18 protein-coding genes are annotated in these 18,664 nt (G+C 44.5%); 8 read left to right on the top strand and 10 right to left on the bottom strand.

The window, feature by feature from the left end:
* Window positions 1-41: 41 nt before the first annotated feature.
* Together NL647_RS08515 and NL647_RS08520 are read right to left on the bottom strand one after the other, a co-directional pair.
* Entirely contained in the window at window positions 42-809 is a 768-nt protein-coding gene (locus NL647_RS08515) for a hypothetical protein (RefSeq protein WP_005447325.1), read from the bottom strand.
* 456 nt (window positions 810-1,265) lie between these two features.
* Complete coding sequence (locus tag NL647_RS08520) at window positions 1,266-2,399, bottom strand: MBL fold metallo-hydrolase (RefSeq protein ID WP_253650000.1); 1,134 nt, start codon at window positions 2,397-2,399, stop codon at window positions 1,266-1,268.
* Window positions 2,400-2,556: 157 nt separating this feature from the next.
* Between NL647_RS08520 and NL647_RS08525 the strand changes: the two genes are divergently transcribed.
* On the top strand, window positions 2,557-2,802 hold the full coding sequence (locus tag NL647_RS08525; protein WP_009695972.1) for a Rho-binding antiterminator: 246 nt from the start codon (window positions 2,557-2,559) through the stop codon (window positions 2,800-2,802).
* Between the two features lie 95 nt (window positions 2,803-2,897).
* On the opposite strand, the gene NL647_RS08530 is transcribed toward NL647_RS08525, so the two are convergent.
* The 5 genes from NL647_RS08530 to ompW all read right to left on the bottom strand — a co-directional run bounded on the left by NL647_RS08530 (window position 2,898) and on the right by ompW (window position 10,415).
* Entirely contained in the window at window positions 2,898-4,385 is a 1,488-nt protein-coding gene (locus NL647_RS08530) for an MDR family MFS transporter (protein WP_009695971.1), read from the bottom strand.
* The gene (locus tag NL647_RS08535; RefSeq protein WP_005447317.1) at window positions 4,382-5,407 is read right to left on the bottom strand and encodes an HlyD family secretion protein; all 1,026 of its coding nucleotides are present in this window, start codon (window positions 5,405-5,407) and stop codon (window positions 4,382-4,384) included. The genes NL647_RS08530 and NL647_RS08535 overlap by 4 nt, the downstream gene beginning before the upstream one ends.
* Window positions 5,408-5,665: 258 nt before the next feature.
* The gene (locus NL647_RS08540; RefSeq protein ID WP_170922489.1) at window positions 5,666-8,266 is read right to left on the bottom strand and encodes a TRAP transporter permease; all 2,601 of its coding nucleotides are present in this window, start codon (window positions 8,264-8,266) and stop codon (window positions 5,666-5,668) included.
* 77 nt (window positions 8,267-8,343) lie between these two features.
* Window positions 8,344-9,315, bottom strand: coding sequence for a TAXI family TRAP transporter solute-binding subunit (locus NL647_RS08545; RefSeq protein ID WP_017189728.1), 972 nt, complete (start codon window positions 9,313-9,315; stop codon window positions 8,344-8,346).
* 455 nt (window positions 9,316-9,770) lie between these two features.
* Window positions 9,771-10,415 (bottom strand): outer membrane protein OmpW, encoded by a 645-nt coding sequence (gene ompW, locus NL647_RS08550; protein ID WP_005447312.1) that lies wholly within the window; start codon window positions 10,413-10,415, stop codon window positions 9,771-9,773.
* Window positions 10,416-10,921: 506 nt separating this feature from the next.
* Here ompW and NL647_RS08555 point away from each other — a divergent pair.
* The 4 genes from NL647_RS08555 to NL647_RS08570 all read left to right on the top strand — a co-directional run bounded on the left by NL647_RS08555 (window position 10,922) and on the right by NL647_RS08570 (window position 13,844).
* Entirely contained in the window at window positions 10,922-11,572 is a 651-nt protein-coding gene (locus NL647_RS08555) for a Qnr family pentapeptide repeat protein (protein WP_005447311.1), read from the top strand.
* Window positions 11,573-11,580: 8 nt separating this feature from the next.
* Window positions 11,581-11,892, top strand: a complete 312-nt coding sequence (locus NL647_RS08560) for a cupin domain-containing protein (RefSeq protein ID WP_005447308.1) — start codon at window positions 11,581-11,583, stop codon at window positions 11,890-11,892.
* Window positions 11,893-12,223: 331 nt separating this feature from the next.
* Window positions 12,224-13,009: an EAL domain-containing protein gene (locus NL647_RS08565; RefSeq protein WP_253650001.1), complete on the top strand. Its 786-nt coding sequence runs from the start codon at window positions 12,224-12,226 to the stop codon at window positions 13,007-13,009.
* 142 nt (window positions 13,010-13,151) lie between these two features.
* Window positions 13,152-13,844 (top strand): helix-turn-helix transcriptional regulator, encoded by a 693-nt coding sequence (locus NL647_RS08570; RefSeq protein ID WP_020480876.1) that lies wholly within the window; start codon window positions 13,152-13,154, stop codon window positions 13,842-13,844.
* 240 nt (window positions 13,845-14,084) lie between these two features.
* Here the strand turns inward: NL647_RS08570 and NL647_RS08575 are convergent, their stop codons facing one another.
* Window positions 14,085-14,831 carry a hypothetical protein gene (locus NL647_RS08575; RefSeq protein WP_005447303.1) on the bottom strand — a complete coding sequence of 249 codons (747 nt, stop codon included), beginning with the start codon at window positions 14,829-14,831 and terminating at the stop codon, window positions 14,085-14,087.
* A 187-nt stretch (window positions 14,832-15,018) separates the two neighbouring features.
* On the opposite strand from NL647_RS08575, the gene NL647_RS08580 reads away from it, so the two are divergent.
* Window positions 15,019-15,348: a multidrug efflux SMR transporter gene (locus NL647_RS08580; protein ID WP_005428450.1), complete on the top strand. Its 330-nt coding sequence runs from the start codon at window positions 15,019-15,021 to the stop codon at window positions 15,346-15,348.
* Window positions 15,349-15,364: 16 nt separating this feature from the next.
* Complete coding sequence (locus NL647_RS08585; protein ID WP_253650002.1) at window positions 15,365-15,994, top strand: HAD-IB family hydrolase; 630 nt, start codon at window positions 15,365-15,367, stop codon at window positions 15,992-15,994.
* Between the two features lie 56 nt (window positions 15,995-16,050).
* Here the strand turns inward: NL647_RS08585 and NL647_RS08590 are convergent, their stop codons facing one another.
* A complete protein-coding gene (locus NL647_RS08590; RefSeq protein WP_253650115.1) occupies window positions 16,051-17,229 on the bottom strand; it encodes a lytic polysaccharide monooxygenase in 1,179 nt (392 codons plus the stop codon).
* 215 nt (window positions 17,230-17,444) lie between these two features.
* Window positions 17,445-17,885, bottom strand: a complete 441-nt coding sequence (locus tag NL647_RS08595; protein ID WP_045486755.1) for an Lrp/AsnC family transcriptional regulator — start codon at window positions 17,883-17,885, stop codon at window positions 17,445-17,447.
* 147 nt (window positions 17,886-18,032) lie between these two features.
* Here NL647_RS08595 and NL647_RS08600 point away from each other — a divergent pair, with 147 nt between their 5' ends.
* Window positions 18,033-18,617, top strand: a complete 585-nt coding sequence (locus tag NL647_RS08600) for a LysE family translocator (protein WP_009702356.1) — start codon at window positions 18,033-18,035, stop codon at window positions 18,615-18,617.
* Window positions 18,618-18,664: the final 47 nt, after the last annotated feature.

The following is an 18,664-nucleotide window of genomic DNA, read 5'->3' on the forward strand; positions in this document are numbered from 1 at the left end:
TCCACTTAATATAAGTTCTTTATTTTATGATTAAATAGTCACTATTTTTCATTCGCCATTGAGATGGCTTTTAATAATTCACCGTCAATATTCGGAATCGTATCCGAAAGGAATATCTGATTGCCCGGAGTGTAAGTCATCAAGACGTTTCGGAGTCGCTTACTGCCTTCTCCGCTCTTGTTTTGCACATCAAATTCTATCAGTTTGTTGTACACCTCGTTCGCCAGTTTCTCTTCCTGTTCTTCAGTGATAGCAATGCGTCCCATGCAAATCGGTGGTCGCACATCATGGCTAAACACTTCATCTCGAAAGCGCTTAGCAAACAAAGTATCGAGCTTAGAACCTTCTTCGAAAATAAAACGACCTTGGTCTTTAAAACGGTATTGGTCATCACCTTTTAGCTCGATGTAATCCATCATTTCCAACGCACGGAAATAAAGCGTGATCGAGGTATGGGTCAATTGGTATTTGCTCGCAATATCTTGCGGAGACCATTCCTTCCGACGTAATAAATACAAAAAATCAAATAGGTACGGATACTGGTGAAATATTTCGCTGTTAGTGTCGGTGATAAATTGCTCGTTTTCTTGTTGCAGCTGTTTACCACGCATGGACAATTCGACTAAGTCGGTATCTAAATGAGTGGCATACGAGAGTATTTTATCCAACCCTAAAGACGTGTTATGCAACTGCCTTTTAATCGTTGATAGAGGAATTCCCATTCCAATAGAGAGGTCAGAATAACAAATACCCTTCTCTTTAATTTTTTCTCGCAAAGCAGCAAGTAAATACGTTGCAGAATTATTCATCGAACAATGCCTATTTTATTTTTGTCAGCATCCCTGATGATATATTCAAGAAATCCCTACTCTTGTGATGCCGGTTCCAAATATTTCCAGCAATTTCTATCTATTAAATATGTTTCAATGATGAGACTTTTTACCAAGCATTAACCGATCAATTTTTACCCACCAAGATTAAGCTTTAACCAGTTATTGCAAGCCTTATCAGTATGCGATGAGTATAATTGTTTTGATGCGTAAAATTAAGTTCACCTAGTTTTTTAGTAAAAGTTTTCTTTTTAAAGATTAAATTTTTAGGTGGTGAGTATCAAAAAGTTGCACTTAGAAAATTAGTCACGTGAGAGATCACAGAAAAACGGTGACTTGCTGGTAATTTATTGATTCGATGACCAGTAAAAAGCTTGTTATAAGGACCAAGAAAGTTGGTTAAATTGGTAGGGATATTATTGAAGCGTCGTCATATTATACCCTTATTTTTCTAGCTTGCTCACATAATTTTTCCACCTGCCACCATGTGTTGTTTTTATATTGTTGCGCGACATAAAAACTCTCGCCTGCCATAGGGGTAAGTAACTCAATGTGATCCACTTGGCAATGTGCTATCAAATCCTTAATCGGCTCATCCCATTTATGAGTAAACAACTCATACGTTGCCCAGTGTACTGGCAACAGCTTCTTTGCTTGCAGATCTTTAAAAGCTTGCACTGTGTGATGGGCTTGCATGTGCCCCCAATTCTCTACCGGATAACCTTGATTGCCCTTCACATCTGCCGCGACTTCCAGACAAGCAATGTCTATCGGTCCGCAGCGCTGAGCGATTTGTACAAAGTGATTGTCGTAAGCAGTGTCCCCGCTGAAATAAAGCGTCTCTTGTTGTCCTTTCACCACCCAAGACGCCCACAAAGTGGCATTCTTATCCAGATAAGTTCTACCTGAATTATGGTTAGCGGGCGTGCAAATCAACTCGACGTTGGCGTACTGAACGCTCTCCCACCAATCGAATTCCACTACGTTGTCCGGTCTAACGCCCCAACGAATCAAATGCTTACCGACACCTAGTGGCACATAAAATGTTACAGATCTATCAGAGTAATAACGTATAGTCGATGCTTCGAGGTGATCGTAATGATCATGAGAGATCAGGATGACATCGGGAGTCGGCAAGCTGTCGCGAACTGATGTATTGGGAATATTGCGCTCAAACCACGCCTTCGCAATCAACGGCGACGCGTAGTCGAACACAGGGTCAGTCAGGATGCGCACACCATCGGTCTCAATCATCAAAGTGGAATGCCCCAGCCAAGTGACTCGCATCGCTTGTTGTCGCTCTAAAAACCGCGTGGGCTCTATCGCTGAATAAGGCAGTTGCTTATCAGGACTGAGCGGCGAACGCCCGCCCATGTAAGCCCAACACACTTGCCAAAATGACTGAGGGCTTGGCACGTTTGGCATCTTATCTTTGACGCGTCCATTTTCAAATTGAGCTGATTGGTTGATGCGATGCGCCAACTGCGCGTAGTAAGTATGAGGAGTAATCAGTGATTGCGTTGCGCGCTCACGAGCCAAGTACGTGTTTTTAAGTGTCGTTTCAGACATGTCCTATCTACGTCTTGTTCACTAAACTATGGTTTTAGTTAAGCCTGCTTGTGTGTCTTTTTCATGACCAAAATAGGGCGTAAGATGAAGATTAGGTTTCAGAGAAGGATTCCTGTTCTTAGTCGGTCTTGATAAAGAACAGAAAAGGAGAAAAATTATGGTGACCTGCAGCCAATACGATTTTATTGAAATCGCCTGTATGTTTAAGCTACCCGTAGAAATTACGCTCAAGAACGGTGAGAAGCACCAAGGTAGCGCGTTCGATACTGGTTACGATATGGAACGCCAAGAATGCTTATTTTTGGATATTGAAGGTGAACGCATTTCGTTTCCAACCGAACAGTTAGTCGCGATGAAAGCACTCAAAGACAATCCGCATTTCAGTGAAGTCACCTTCGGTTGATTGTCCGATATCAACTCCTAAGCCCCTAAGAATCAGATGTACAAAAGCGCCCTTAACTGGCTGAGTTAAGGGCGCTTTAGTTTATGTTTAGAGGTTTACTTTGAACGGATAAATACCAGCATCGGCATCATGATCACGAACATCACCCCGACCAACTGGAAGGTGTGCACAAACGCGACCATTTGCGATTGCTGATGGAGCATGCTTTGGTACTGCTCCAATGCAGCAGGATCAGTAATCGACAATCCTTGCTTAGCAGCCCAATCATGCAACACAGGATTGTAAGGATTGAAACCTTCACCCAAAGCGTGCCATTGCTGTTGTCCATCACGGTACTGATATGTGGTAGCGATGGAAATACCAAATGAGCTACCAATGGTTCGGAACAAGTTAAAAATACTCGCCCCTGCTACTGACTGTTCTTTTGGTAGCGTCATGTAAGCCAGCGTCGACAAAGTCGAGAAAGTCAAACCTAAGCCCATACCTTGAATCATACTTGGCATCACGATCCAGAAAGTGTCAATTTCTGTCGAGTATAGGGTCATAAAATAACTGCCAATTCCAATACAGGTTAAACCAAATACAATCTTCAACCTTGGATCAAATTGCGGGTTGATGATGATGACCAAAATTAACATACAGGCGGACGCTAACCCTCGTGGTGCCATCAACATACCTGTGGTCGATACTGGATAGTTCAACAAACTCTCAAGCAGCATAGGCTGTTGAGTGGTCAAGCCAAACATCGCCATCGAAACGACCGCTATCATCAAAGACGAGACCATGAGGTTTCTGTCTTTGAGGAGCCACAGCGGCGCTATTGGACTCTTAGTCTTCCAGCTGCGGTAGATCCACATGACTAAGCCCATTATCGCTAGCAGTGCAGCGGTTTGAATGATGCGTGAGTTAAACCAGTCTTCATCGTTCCCTTTATCGAGCACGAACTGCAACGCACCAACACCGAGCGCCATATAGCCAATGATCCACCAGTCGAAGTTTGGTTTCGACTTGTTGCTGATGTGGATGTAGCGATAGATCAGCGCGGTACACACCAAACCAAATGGTAAGTTAACGTAGAAAATCCAACGCCAGTTGATGTTATCGGTAATCACACCGCCCACCACCGGACCTAAGATAGGACCCAGCAAGATACCGATAGAGAAGATCGCCATCGCCTTGCCTTTTTGCTCAGAAGGGTAAATCTGAACCAATGTGGATTGCGCCAATGGAATAACCGAAGCACCAAACGCACCTTGAATGATACGAAATACCACCATCTCTTCGAGCGAGCTGGCTTGTCCACAGAAGGCACTCGCAATGACAAAACCAATCACCGCCACCAGCATGACTTTGCGTTCACCAAAGCGCGATACCCAAAAACTGGTCATCGGAATGAAGATCGCTTCTGCCATGCTGTAGCCAGTTAGCACCCAAGTGATTTGGTCTGCCGTTGCGCCTAGTGCGCCCATCATGTGTGAAAGCGACACGTTGGCAACGGTCATATCTATCAGCACCATGATGGCAGAAAGCATCACGGCGACGGTGGCTATACCCCGTTTATCTGCCGTAATTTCGTTACTCATTGTGCGTTACTTTTTAGATCAACAGTGACTTCAGAACTCGCCCCCACACGCAACTGTGGCGCACCTTCAGGTACCTCTAAAGTTAAACGCACAGGGAAGCGTTGTTTAATTTTCACCCAGTTACCGGTTGCGTTTTCTGGTGGCATCAATGAGAAAGAGGTACCACTTGCAGGCGATAACTGCTCCACTTTTGCATCCCAAACCACATCTGGGTACATGTCGATCACGACTTCAGCGTGCATACCTGCTTTGATGTGAGTTAAGTCAGTCTCTTTGAAATTCGCGCGCACCCAGTAGCTGTCTTTGATGATCACAGGGAATAGTGTTTGACCGATGCTTACTACCGAACCCGTATGAGTGTTGATTTCACCTGCAATGCCATCGACTGGAGAAGTGATGTCGGTGTAGCTCAGGTTCAATTCAGCTTGTGCAAGTTGCGCTGCTGCTTGTTGAACAACCGCCGCTTCTGCACCTTCTTCACCACGGTTTGCGATTGCTTTTTCAACTGTTGCTCGCGCTTGCTCTAGACCAGCTTGCGCGTTAGCGAGTTTGTTTTTCGCCGTATCAAGGTCTTGGTCAGACGCTAACTTACGTTTCACAAGAGAATCGGTACGTTTGTACTCCACTTGCGCTTCAGTCAAGTTAGAACGCGCCGCATCCAAACCAGCCACAGCTTCGGTCACTTGTTTGTCTGCCACATCGTGTTGTTGAACGGCCAACTGATAAGCGGCTTTCGCTTGTTTCACTGCTAATAAGTAAGGGCGAGAATCAATCTTAAGCAGTAAGTCACCTTTGTTGATGACTTGGAAATCTTTCGCTTCTACTGATACCACCTGACCCTGAACCTGTGGAGCGACAGATAGGATTTTGGCTCTTACATACGCATCTTCCGTACTCGGGTGACTGTCGGAATATTGCCAAGACCAGTACATCGCACCAAAGGCGATTGCACAAACGAGTAGGAAAAGGATTTTGGTCATTTTAGATTTCGAAGAGGATTTCTTCGCGATATCGTCGCTCATTTATATTGTCCAAGTGTTCAATTATGTGATCAGTGTAGGATTTTTCCGCTTTCGAACAACAAGATGATCTGAAAGGTTAAGATCCGATTTTGAGCGTTGATCATTTGTTCAAATGATGCGCAAAGCAATCAGACATAAAGTATAGAATGCGCTAATAATTTCGCGACATTGAAAATAGAAATGATGAATATTTCAGACAGAAAAAAGCCCCGTCAGTCTTGGCTCCAACGGGGCTGTTAGGTTATTTTTCTTTAACTATCAACATGCTGTGTCGTTCTGCATTGCCACACGCCGACGTTGTAGCCAAATCACAACACCAAACAAGAACATTGCTGGAATCCACATCCACTCTTTGCGATAACGCTCAACTGGCACACGCACATCGACAATCTGTTGGTCGAACTGCAATCCTGCCGCCTCTGCTGGGCTAGCAAAACTAACGATATCAATCAGAGTTTGTTCATCTTGCTGATAAGTCGCTATGCCAAGTGCGTCCAGCTTATCTTGTCCGGTTTCCCCTTCAGGAACCGAAAGCAGCACCGAGAATTCACGCATCTTACCTACCGCATCTTCACCGCTGATTCGCATTCTGAGTACACCGCCCTCTTCAAGCGGTTCAAGCGTTTGTGCCAGTTGGGCAGGATTGCTCGATTGGTACGGATCCACCACCATGTCGATCCAGAACCCTGGGCGAAACAAGGTAAATGCTACGAGCAGCAACAACACGCCTTCGTACCAACGATTACGAGTCAGGAACCAACCTTGCGTCGCAGCAGCGAATATCAACATCGCAATAGTAGAGATAACAAAGATGGCGATACCGTGCGCCCAATCCACGTCAATCAACAACAAATCCGTATTGAAGATAAACAAGAACGGCAAAGCCGCGGTTCTCAAACTGTAGTAAAACGCGGTTAAGCCCGTCTTGATCGGATCGCCTTTCGACACCGCAGCTGCAGCAAAAGACGCCAGACCTACTGGCGGTGTTACGTCCGCCATGATACCGAAGTAGAACACGAACAAGTGCACCGCAATCAACGGCACTATCAAGCCGTGTTGTTGACCCAGCGTAACGATAACAGGCGCCAACAAGCTCGATACCACGATGTAGTTCGCCGTCGTTGGCAAGCCCATGCCTAGAATCAGGCTCAATACCGCCGTGAGCATCAGCATTAACAGCAAGTTACCCATAGACAGCATCTCAACCAAATCAGCCAATACTAAGCCAACCCCCGTTTGCGATACCGCACCAACAATTACGCCTGCGGTGGCGGTCGCGATGCCAATGCCGATCATATTGCGCGCACCAGCAATCAAGCCTTCACGCAAGTCGATACAGCCGTCTTTGAAGTTGCCATAATCGTGTTTGCCATCTTTACGCATCCAACTCAACAGAGGACGCTGAGTCAAAACGATCACCACCAGAATCACACTACCCCAAAAAGCAGACAACCCCGGAGACAGACGCTCGACCATCAAACACCACACCAATACCACCACAGGCAGTAGGTAATGCAAGCCAGAGAGTAAGACTGCGCGTGTATTTGGTAACTGTTCTAGTGGAGCATCTGGATCTTCTTCTGGTAGCGGCTCATTACTTGCGGCGACTTTTAGCAGTGCCAAGTAAACCGTAGCCAGAATTAACGCCATCCCTGGTAATACAAAGTCACCCAATACTGGCTTCAACCATCCTAAACCGTAGTAGACTGCCATCGACAATCCAGAAATCAACGCCGCGCCAAATGCAAATCCCGTGAGTCTCGCTAGCCAAGGTTTTGAGCGTGCGGCATCAATTGGCTGCATGCCCAACTTGAGCGCTTCTAGATGGACAATATAAAGCAGTGCGATGTAAGAAATTGCGGCAGGTAAGAAGGCGTGTTTGATGATCTCAACATAAGGAATGCCGACGTATTCCACCATCAAAAACGCTGCGGCTCCCATAACAGGAGGCATGATTTGCCCGTTCACCGATGATGCCACTTCGACTGCTCCCGCTTTCTCAGGAGAGAAGCCAACTTTGCGCATCATAGGAATAGTGAACGTCCCCGTGGTTACCACGTTGGCGATCGACGATCCCGAAATCAAACCCGTTAAGCCCGAAGCAACGACGGCTGCTTTTGCAGGACCACCACGCAGGTGCCCCAACATGCTAAATGCCAATTGAATGAAGTAGTGCCCTGCTCCAGCGCGTTCCAATAACGCACCAAACAGAACAAACAAGAAGACAAAGCTGGTCGATACGCCAAGCGCAATACCAAACACACCCTCCGTGGTGATCCACTGGTGGTTAGCCAGCGCATCCAACTGAACACCGCGATGGGACAATAAACCCGGCATATATGGACCAGCTAAGCTGTAGCCGATAAACACCAACGCAATCACCGGCAAAGCAGGACCAAGCACTCGACGCGCGGCTTCTAAAAGCAAAGGCAAGCCGATCAATGCGGTAATAAAGTCTTCAGTGGTTAAGCTGCCCGGACGTTGTGCTAGTGCTTCGTACATAACAAATAAGTACAGCGAAGAGGCACAAGCAATCAAACCCAACATGATGTCGAAGACAGGAACACGATCGCGTGGAGAACGCTTAAAAGCGGGGAAAACGAGGAAGGCAAGCAACAGGGCAAAGCCAAGGTGAATGGCGCGCGTTTCGGTGTCGTTCATCACACCGAAACCGACAATAAATGGGAGCGGAGACGCTATCCAAAGTTGAAACAAAGACCACAGTAACGCCAAACCCGCAATCAGCTTTTCCATGATTCCGATTGGCAGGCGAGCACCCACATCTTGGGCAATCAGTTCTTCTGCCGACAGCTCATTCGGATGCATGTCAGCATGGGACGTGGAGATCGTCTTATCCATAATTTTCTCACAAACAACAGAGAAGCAAGCGCTGAGAATCCATCGCAGCGCTTGCTAAAAATCGAAGGTGTTAAGAGTTACAACCAGCCGCGCTCTTTGTAGTAGCGAACCGCACCTTCATGCAGTGGCGCAGACAGACCCACCTCAATCATTTCTGATTCTTTCAGGTCTTTAAATGCTGGGTGCAGGCGTTTGAAGCGGTCTAGGTTATCGAACACAGATTTCGTCAGTTGATACACTAACTCAGGGTCCGTCTCTGCTGTGGTTGAAAGTACCGCTTTACCGCCGATAGATTGAGTATCGTTCGGGTTGCCACGGTACATTCCGCCCGGAATAGTTGCTTTGGTGAAGTACGCACGCTCAGCAAGTAGCTTGTCGATTTCAGGACCAGTCACTGGTACTAGCACAGCATCGGTGGTGGTTGATGCTTCCTGAATCGCGCCGTTTGGGTGACCGACGAAGTAGCTCATTGCATCGATGTTATTGTCACTCATTGCGGAAGCTTGTTCTGCTGGCTTCAGATCCGATACCAAACTGAACACATCTTGCGACCAGCCTTTTGCTTGCATCACTTGTTCAAACGTATCGCGTTGACCAGAACCAGGGTTACCGATATTGACGCGCTTGCCTTTCAAATCGTCGAAACTGGTGATGCCCGCGTCTTTGCGCGCAAGAATCGTGAACACTTCACTTTGTAGGGAGAAAACGGCACGAATATCCGTCATTGGTTGGTTATTTTGGAAAGGAGCCACGCCTTCTAAGGCTTTGTATTGATGGTCTGACTGCATGATACCGAAGTTGTATTCACCACTGCGCAAACCATTTACGTTTGCCACGCCACCCCCACTAGCTGGAGCATTACACTTAATGCTGTGGTCTGCTGCGCCACGGTTTACGAAACGACAGATCGACTGTCCAGCAACGTAATAAACGCCCGTTTGACCACCGGTGCCGATAGTAATAAATTTCTCTGCCGCACTTATTTTCTCACTGTATGAGAACAGCGAGACTGCCGAAGCAAATACTGCAATGAGTGTGGTTCCTTTCATTTTAGGTTCTTCCTGTCTATCGATTGAAAAATAAAGACATTTTTCTCAGCTAAAGACAGCAAAACCGGAAAATACTCGTGTGAAAATTTCGCACTTCATGAGCAATTTTCCTTAGTCAGCCAGTCCTTAGCTTCATTTTGTAATTTTTATTTCAGCGTTCGATTAATAATTAACCGAACACTTCCAGTCGAATTTATCAGAACAATTTCAAAACCTAGCTATGGTAATTTTGCGCTTTTCTCAGCAACCGAGAATTAACAGAAAATTCATCTTTTTGGTCACGTGTTTACAAATACCAAAGTAGTGCACCACTATCGTAGTCATATGGGGAGAGAGAAGAGGTATAGGGAAGGAAAAGAAAACTAGAAAGAATAGATAAAAAAGAGGGGCAATCCCCGCAACTGCCCCTAAAAGTCATGCCAATAATCTTATTGTTCTTTTGCTACTGCTTTTTCTTAGAACTTGTAACCACCGCTGATCATGAATACCCAAGGGTTGATCTTTACGTCAGTCTTTTGTGCTGCGCCATTAAATTTATAAGTCGCTTCGGTCTCGATATTTGCATACCAAGCGGATGCGTTTAGGAACCAGCTTTCATTGATCATGTAATCGACACCTACATTGGCAGCCAGGCCAAATGAGTCATCCAATTTTAGATCAGTAAGACCTACATCTTTGGCTTTACCGTTAAAGCCCTCATCAAAGAACATGGTGTAGTTTAAACCCGCACCTACGTATGGGCGGAACTTGCTTTGCGAATCACCAAAGTAGTATTGCAGCATCACTGTTGGTGGTAGGTGTTTAGTATCTGCGATATCACCAAGACCAAGAAGATCAGTCGAGATATCGTGACTAAATGGTGTTGCCGCTAGAATCTCCAGGCTGATGTTGTCAGTAAACATGTAACCAAACGTCAAACCCAGTTGAGTGTTTGAATCTACTTTTAACTCTTCTTGAGAACCTAGAATCTTGTCACTGCTGTCGTTTGGTACAACCGATGCCGCACCAACACGTAGAATGAAGTCACCTTCACTGTGAGCAAAAACACTTGGAGACACTAACGCAGCAACCACTGCTAAACTGCAGATTGTTTTTTTCATTGTTATTTCCTTTTGTAGGGCTTTGTTTCTTTTGTACTCCGCTATGCTCTTCCTTTTCGGACGGTTCTGTTATCAATCCAAAACCTTGAAGCACGCGAGTATCACTATTTTCTTGAGCTGCGCGCAAAATAGCATATAGAAACCCTACTATTTTGATGGAAATCAATTTGTGAAAAATATAGCTTTTCCGTATACAAAAACGCCAATTTGATCAACAAATTATGCAAATCGGATACAATTCTGTAATGCAAACTGTGCGTGTGAGAAGAGTACGTCGCAGTTCTCATTTCAATTCTTCTGTAAGCCTCTGTGCTCAACAAAACTTTTTTCTCGATATGCTCGGATTATTTTTACAAAACATCGACTTTAAACAGCCCGTTTGACCGCTTAAATTGGCGATTTTCGGGGTCTGTAAACCACTGAAATACAAGAAGTTATATTTCTGGAAAATCAGTTACTTAGAGTGATAGTCTGCATCTAACCAAGTAAGGAAAAGATAAAAAGCCATGATTAAGACCGATCTCACTTTCGAACAGGAAGACTTTTCGCATCACGATTTGCAAAACACCACTTTTCAAAATTGCCGCTTTTATCAATGCAACTTTGACCACGCCGATCTCAGTGATGTGAAGTTTATTGATTGCCGCTTTATCCAACCAAGCGACATTGAAGGCTGTACCTTTCGCTATGCCAAACTTAAAGATGCCAGCTTTAGCAACTGCATGTTAGCGATGTCTCAGTTTAATGGCGCAGACTGCGTCGGCATTGAGTTACGTAAATGCGATTTGAAGGGTGCAAACTTTCAAAGTGCTAATTTCGCTAATCGCGTCAGCAATACTGTGTTCTTTTGTATCGCCTACATTACGGGTTGCAACTTGGCTTACACTAATTTTGAGCGCGCACTGCTAGAGAAATGCGATCTATTTGAGAACCGATGGAATGGTGCCAACTTGATGGGTGCAAGCTTTAAAGGTGCGGATCTATCACGTGGAGAATTCAGCCCTGAACAATGGGGCAGCTTTAATATAGAAGAAAGCGACCTGACCCATGTTGATTTAGAGGGTTTGGACATCCGCCGCGTCTCTTTATACGGTGTTAAGATTTGCGACTGGCAACAAGAACAATTGCTCTCGCCATTTGGCCTGATCGTTATTTAGGAAACATTATGAACCTTTTAAAAGACCTACCTTGTGATTTGAGTGAAGAGGTATTTGAAGATTTACTCACACACAGACAGCTCCGAATCGAGCGTATTGTATCGAAGGGGCAAACGACGCCAGAAGGCGAATGGTACGATCAAGAAGACCATGAGTGGGTATTGGTGCTAAAAGGCGTAGGCGAACTGACTTATGAGGACGGCACGAAGAAGCGTTTGGAAGCGGGCGATCACGTCAACATTCCAGCGCACACGAAGCATCGAGTAAGTTGGACCGACCCAGAGCAAGAGACAATATGGCTAGCGATCTTCTATCAATGAGATAGTTCACCGCCTATTCCCTCCCTTTTAAACTTTCGTTAAAAGCTCACTTATTGATACTTTTATCACTTCAAGCAATTGGCTTTATTATTTAATAATAAAGCCAACCATTAAAATCCGCATAAAAAACCATGCCCATTAAGAGTTAGATGAAAATATTAGTATTATATATATTAGTGGGTAATTAGATTTCACTGACGCTATAGAGATGGCGTCATAATTCTGACAAAATATCTTAAAAAGATATTATTGGGATCTTTAAAATAATTTCTTTGACGTGATTCTGTCATCTAGTATTTTATAAAAACGTTTGCCTAAGGAATAAAAACAGATGACTATAAAAATAGAAGAAATATCAATTGACAATAATATTGTTAGTGTTTTCTGGAATAATCAAAATTTTGTCAGCCTTGAGTTCAAGCTTCAGCCAATCGTAGATCCAAAGAACTATAAGATTCACGGTTATGAAGTGCTGTCTCATTTAGTTAATTCAAGTGGGGAGAGGTTGAATAGCGAGGAGTTTTTTGAATATATCAATGATGAGTTCATAAAAAAGATTTTTCTATGTCAAATCAGATTCTTAAATGAAAATTTATCTCAGTTTAACCTAAATATATCACTCAACCTACCTCTTAGTTGTTTACTTGATTCATCCTTCGTTGATGAAGTCATAGAAAATACTGAAAATCCCATCATCATCGAAGTGACGAAGATAGAAAGTATTAAAGAGGTCAACGCTGCCAAAAGAAACATCGTTAAACTCAAAAAACAAGGACACCAATTCTGGTTGGACGACTATCATCATGATGAGAAGCTCAAAACCTCTGCGTTGCAATGCATTGATTGGGATGCAATAAAACTCGATAAGAGTTACTTGCTATACCAAGATGGCTTGACCATGATCGGAATGCTGATTCCTTTACTTAAATTCCATAGCAAGAAGATCATTGTAGAAGGTGTAGAAACATCCTCTCAACGAGTCGCATTTCTTCATCCTGAGGTCTTTCATCAAGGTTACAACTATTATTACCCGCTCTCACTCTCTGAAACTCTCGATTTATTGAACTTTAGAGAGATAAAGGAAACACATCGATTCGAAACAGTTTTGTCCGCGTAGACTTGTTTATATTCCTATGAAAAAAGTTACATTTAAAGCGCTCAAATATCAAAGTCCACAGTTATTAATAGAAGCATACGTCTCTCGGCATTTATTAGTCAGAGTGTCCAATGCGATAGGCTTTGTTAGTGTGAGTGGTCGAATGATACAGATTAAAGGAAGGGACATTATTTATGTTCCCGCGCACTCTAAATGTTGGGTCTCACTTAGACCAATCAATAAGGACAAAGAAATAGAAGTTGAACGCTTCACTTACACAGAAGAAATGCTAAGAGTCATTGTAGATAATTATTACTTCTTCGATTTTGGAACGGGAGATGATCAAGAGAAGTTATTTAATACAAATGACTACTTCGACTCTTCAATTGAATATTGTTTGTCTGACGTTTCGTCATGTATGGTTCACTCAATCAGCGTCTTCGCACTTACGTCTTTTTTAAGCAGTTGTAGTGAGTTCGATAAAGCGAACATTTTATCGTCTGTAAAGCTCATAAATAAGATGACTAACTGTATTCAAGCAGACACTGAGTACCCATGGACGTTGGAGAATGTTTCGATAAAAACAGGGATCAGCAAGAGTTACTTATTAACTGAGCTCAAAAACTCGAACATTACCTTTACCCAGTTAACCAATAATATCAGGTTAAAAAAGTCAGTTTCGCTCATTATGTCAGGTATGTCGATCAAGCAAGCAGCGATCAAAAGTGGGTTTGGGTGCCCTAATTACTTTAGTCGGGTGTTTAAGAGACGTTATGGGGTTCAACCGAGTCGACTGATCAAGTCGTCCGGTTTTGTTGATACTGATGGTTTGGACTTCATCAAAGCCAAGCTGTAATCATCCAACGTCATCTATTGCGTCCAAGACCACACTTTTATTCCCCCTTCTAGAAGCGAAAATCGCAGTTAATTGGCGCTGTTAGTCACAAGAAAAACGGGGGGAAGAAATATCTCTTCCCCCCAATGCGCAAAGGGTCTTGGTAAAGCGCAAATAGAATTGAAGTCATGACCTCCGAGCCAGTCTCCCAACCGTTACTCAGAAATGAACCTAGTCACCACTTCAATATTCAATAAATCGTTATTGGATAGAGAGTGTGTTTTGTTTGCGATTATATTCGAAGCGATGGCTCTGCTTAGCGTGGTCTTTTACTTCCAGACCTTCCATCGTACTTGTGCCCTTCTCAAGTCGAACTTGATCACCGTTCAGCTCGACAATCAGCTTTTCGTAATGACTGCTTTGATTTGCGTCTTCATATTGCAGTCGCACTGTGTAAGTGCCTTTACTCTCGTCATATTCTGCCTGATAGCCTTCATTGAATGCTTCAATACTGATGCCTTCAGGGTAGACCACCATGGTGATACGTGTTGGTTTTTCACTGAACTTGTAGGTAGAGATACCAAAGCGTGTTTCAATGATTTCTTGTTCATAATAGAAGTGCGCAATTTCCTCTGGTGTGCTCACCATTACCATATCAGGCGAAAGACGCATGAGATGGTATTTCCAGAATGAAGAGGTTTTGCTGTCACCGACATTGGGCACTAGCGCTTGCAGCTCTTCTAAAGTGCTCACGTTAAACTCCCACAGCAAACCCAAAGAAAGTCTGTCTAGGGTATAGGTGACTTTGCGCGATAAGTTTTCTGCTTCAAAACCAAGTAAATCATCGCTGATTGCATCAGTAATAGAGTGATGGAGCAAATCGATCCCATCCACTTGATAGCTTGCTCTAGGGTCTTTGAACTTGGGAATTGAATCCGTTGACATCCCTTCACCGCCACACCCACTCAATGCCAATATCACCGCAGTCGCCGCTATCGCTTTATGCATCAATACACGCTCCTCTCTAAAGACGGCGGCAGTGTAACGACTACAACCAAGACTTGGTGTAAGCGTATGTAAGACGCCACTATTATTACATTTAAGTAAAAGTTATTTTATTTTTTGCAGGATTATCATTTTATTCGACATCAATATACTAAGCGCACTCCACAACAACTGAAGACGAATGATAACAATGAGCTGGTTTTTCTTACTTTTAGGCGTGGGCGCAGAAGCCCTTTCACATGTTGCACTTAAAGCGACTGACGGTTTTAGCAAGCCACTGCCAGCAACACTAGTTTTGCTGGGTCACTTGGCAGCATTTGTCTGCTTAGCACAAGCAATGAAAGGCGGTATGCCTGTGGGTATCGTTCACGCACTTTGGGCTGGCTTAGCTATCGTATCTGTTACCTTAATTTCTCAACTAGTGTATCGCCAGCATATGGATACCAGCCTTTGGATTGGTATGGCACTTATCGCTGCAGGTGTGATGGTGATAAACTTCTCCCACGGACACGCACATTAACCCTTAAGGCAGTAGATTGTCAGATTCTCGAAAGCCCGCTTTAGCACTGTTTGATTTTGATGGCACCATCACCGATGAGGACATGTTTAGCCTGTTCCTTCACTACTCGGTGACGGGTCCACGCAAGTGGCTAGGCAACATTATCATCTTGCCATTTTATGCGATGTACAAAGCTGGGTTCCTCCCTGCTAGACGAATGCGTCCAATCGCCAGTTTTGTTGCCTTTGCAGGGCGACAAACCGAAGAAGTGAAAACACTAGGAGCACGGTTTGCTCAAGAGATCATCGTGCAACACATCCGCCCTGAAGCCAAAACACGATTAGATTGGCATCATGCTCAAGGGGATACGATCGTAGTCGTTTCTGCGTCACTTAACGCCTACTTAAAACCTTGGTGCGACACTCAAGGTTACAACTTGCTGTGCAGTGAACTCCTTGGGAACAGCAAACGCATTAGCGGACTCTATCACAGTAAAGACTGCAGTTTGGAAAGGAAAGTCGAACGCGTTCAAGCAAAGTTCGACGTTAGTCAATATCAAGCCATCTACGCGTATGGCGATACACATGAAGACATCCCCATGCTCAAATTGGCAAAGCATGCCACGATGAATTGGCAACCTTGGTCTGCTAGTCGTTCCGACAGTTAAAAACAAGAAACCCTTCTCAATCGAGAAAGGTTTTATTTATTTGGGAAGAAAGAATGCTAGCGCCAAACGCCCCATTCACCTGTTGTTGCAGGTTCTTCGCCACGAGTCCACCATTGTGCGGTCCACTCACGACCATTGTGCGTTACGACATCGCCTTGGTTGTACACCGCGTCTTTGCTCCAAAGATTGGTTGGCTCGACTGGTGGTTGAGTATCGCCTTTAATCAACGATAATGCGTAACTAAAATTGGCACTCGGAGCCAATACTTGGTTCGCATAAACATTGTTCGTATCGAACATGTAGTGATTCATCGCTTCATGCCAAATACCTACATACCAATCACCGGTTTGCTGTGAGTTAAATTGATCTGCCAGTTCTGCTGCCCATGTCGTCGTGTTATTGGCATTAATAGGGAGTGAAAGGTCGACGATCTCAGTACCTGTTTCATTAAACGTACGAAAGCGCACGGTATCACCCGCCTCGACAGGACCAAACCCTTGTGGAACAAAATAGCCAAGTGACGTGAGGTTATTACCCGGTTCGGTGGGATCGACAGGGTCAGTTGGTGGTGTGGTGCCATTACCGTTCAACGTAATATCACTACAGTTGTAGAAACCTTCACCCGCTACATCAATACGCTGCCAACGAGTGTAAAGGATCGCATCACCCGAACGATCAGCAGGGAAGGTCACTTGCATGCGGTAGCGTTTTTCTGCATCAACATAAACGTCACCAGCCGTATCGATCAGTTCTAAATCGGCCCAAGTAAGAGGTTGCGTGTCGTCATAAGTTGGCTTGGAAAGGTAGAACTCCCAATAAGAAGGGTTATGTGGAGCTTTGCCATAGAACACCAATTCAATTTGGTTGTTGGCGTCTGGGGTGACATTGGTACGCTGCCAATTTGGCGATGGAATGTTTAGACCTTTTTTCGCCGCATCGCCTGCAGAACACAGCTCTCCATCACGAACGATTGCTTGTACATGTGCCATATCACGATAATTTGGCACGTTAGCCGCCACTTCACTGCGCTGAACAAATGGGTATGCCCCCGACTCGTCATAAGCAGCCTGACACGCTTGGTTTGGAATTTCATTGGTCCAAAAGCCACCGTCTAAATAACAGGTATTTTGACGTGCGCTTGGAAACTCGACCCAGCCGTGGGCATTAACATTAAATGAGCTTAACGCTGCAATCGCGCCCAAGCTCACTAGGGGAAGGGTTACGTATGATTTCATCATTCATCCTTAAATTTTCTATCACGCTGCTCGCGAACCAAGCAACGACGTAGAAAAACTAGCAGGATGCGATTATTTAGAAGGTGAGAATAAATGCTGGAATTGTCAGATTGTAGCCTGCTTTCCAGCATTTTATGTGGACTGCAGTCATACTCGACTCACTCTTTCGAGTCACTTCAAATTGATGTGCTACAACACAATGTTCCATATAGCGGTTATCGTTCATCTTTTGGTGTGTCCATCACCACCATGGTCGTGATTGCTTTGACATATTCGCATTCACCAAGCACGTCTGCATGAAACGCTTTGTATGCCGCAAGATCTTGAGTTTCGACACGCAACAAATATTCATTTGCCCCTGTGATGTTATGGCATTCCACCACCTCATCCACAAAACGTACATGATCTTCAAAACCGAGCTGCGCTTGCTTTGAGTGCGAGGCCAAACCTATCGACACATAAGCGACAAAACCAACGCCCATTTGCTGATTGTCCAACACTGCGCGATAGCCTTTGATAGTCCCTTTGCGTTCGAGGTCTTGTACGCGGCGCAAAGTAGCAGACGGCGACAATCCAACGCGCTCAGACAGCTCTACATTGGAAATTCTTCCGTCCGATTTCAGTGCTTGCAATATTCTTTCGTCAAATCTATCCATAATGTTCTTTTGTTGTTTAAGCGAAGCATTTTCATCAAATAAAAGCACAAAATTGATGACACTTCTACCTATCATTGTGTTTGACCGGTCAGAAAACGTAACCCCTTGCCCATCACTTTGTGGCAAACATATTTGTAGGAACACACTATGGAATACTCTCAACTTGGTGCACTCGCGCTGTTTGCGTTTGTCTCGACCTTCACTCCGGGTCCAAACAACATCATGCTCATGACATCTGGCGCCAATGTCGGCTTTAAACGCACTATCCCCCATATGCTGGGGATTACCCTCGGCTTTGGCGCAATGCTGATCTTAGTTGGCATTGGCTTGATGAGCTTGTTCCATGCTTACCCGATCACACATAGCATTCTTAAGGTATTGAGTCTGACTTACTTGCTGTACCTAACATATAAAATTGCCACCAGCAGTAAAACGGAAGTCAACGATGATTACCGCCCAATGAGCTTTTTAGGTGCAGTAGCATTTCAATGGGTCAACCCGAAAGGTTGGTCAATGGCATTAACCGCAATCACGGTATACAGCAGTGGTGGCTCTTGGCTAGAACTGGCATTCATCGCGGGTATTTTTTGCCTCGCGAATCTGCCTTCCGTGACCTTTTGGACCGCTGCTGGTATCCAGCTTCAGCGCTGGCTTACTACCTCCAAACGAGTGAAAGGATTCAACTATGGCATGGCAGCACTTTTGCTTTTGTCGACTATCCCAATGATATAAATGACAAAACAGCGAAAGATAAGTGTGACTTATGCCAAATTTCGACT

Source organism: Vibrio sp. Y29_XK_CS5 (assembly GCF_024181835.1).
GTDB lineage: Bacteria > Pseudomonadota > Gammaproteobacteria > Enterobacterales > Vibrionaceae > Vibrio > Vibrio harveyi.

Bases quoted from the DNA above. Each gene is read 5' to 3' on its own strand.
- NL647_RS08515 (WP_005447325.1), bottom strand. From the start codon at position 809: ATGAATAATTCTGCAACGTATTTACTTGCTGCTTTGCGAGAAAAAATT.
- NL647_RS08520 (WP_253650000.1), bottom strand. From the start codon at position 2,399: ATGTCTGAAACGACACTTAAAAACACGTACTTGGCTCGTGAGCGCGCA.
- NL647_RS08525 (WP_009695972.1), top strand. From the start codon at position 2,557: ATGGTGACCTGCAGCCAATACGATTTTATTGAAATCGCCTGTATGTTT.
- NL647_RS08530 (WP_009695971.1), bottom strand. From the start codon at position 4,385: ATGAGTAACGAAATTACGGCAGATAAACGGGGTATAGCCACCGTCGCC.
- NL647_RS08535 (WP_005447317.1), bottom strand. From the start codon at position 5,407: ATGAGCGACGATATCGCGAAGAAATCCTCTTCGAAATCTAAAATGACC.
- NL647_RS08540 (WP_170922489.1), bottom strand. From the start codon at position 8,266: ATGGATAAGACGATCTCCACGTCCCATGCTGACATGCATCCGAATGAG.
- NL647_RS08545 (WP_017189728.1), bottom strand. From the start codon at position 9,315: ATGAAAGGAACCACACTCATTGCAGTATTTGCTTCGGCAGTCTCGCTG.
- ompW (WP_005447312.1), bottom strand. From the start codon at position 10,415: ATGAAAAAAACAATCTGCAGTTTAGCAGTGGTTGCTGCGTTAGTGTCT.
- NL647_RS08555 (WP_005447311.1), top strand. From the start codon at position 10,922: ATGATTAAGACCGATCTCACTTTCGAACAGGAAGACTTTTCGCATCAC.
- NL647_RS08560 (WP_005447308.1), top strand. From the start codon at position 11,581: ATGAACCTTTTAAAAGACCTACCTTGTGATTTGAGTGAAGAGGTATTT.
- NL647_RS08565 (WP_253650001.1), top strand. From the start codon at position 12,224: ATGACTATAAAAATAGAAGAAATATCAATTGACAATAATATTGTTAGT.
- NL647_RS08570 (WP_020480876.1), top strand. From the start codon at position 13,152: ATGATACAGATTAAAGGAAGGGACATTATTTATGTTCCCGCGCACTCT.
- NL647_RS08575 (WP_005447303.1), bottom strand. From the start codon at position 14,831: ATGCATAAAGCGATAGCGGCGACTGCGGTGATATTGGCATTGAGTGGG.
- NL647_RS08580 (WP_005428450.1), top strand. From the start codon at position 15,019: ATGAGCTGGTTTTTCTTACTTTTAGGCGTGGGCGCAGAAGCCCTTTCA.
- NL647_RS08590 (WP_253650115.1), bottom strand. From the start codon at position 17,229: ATGAAATCATACGTAACCCTTCCCCTAGTGAGCTTGGGCGCGATTGCA.
- NL647_RS08595 (WP_045486755.1), bottom strand. From the start codon at position 17,885: ATGGATAGATTTGACGAAAGAATATTGCAAGCACTGAAATCGGACGGA.
- NL647_RS08600 (WP_009702356.1), top strand. From the start codon at position 18,033: ATGGAATACTCTCAACTTGGTGCACTCGCGCTGTTTGCGTTTGTCTCG.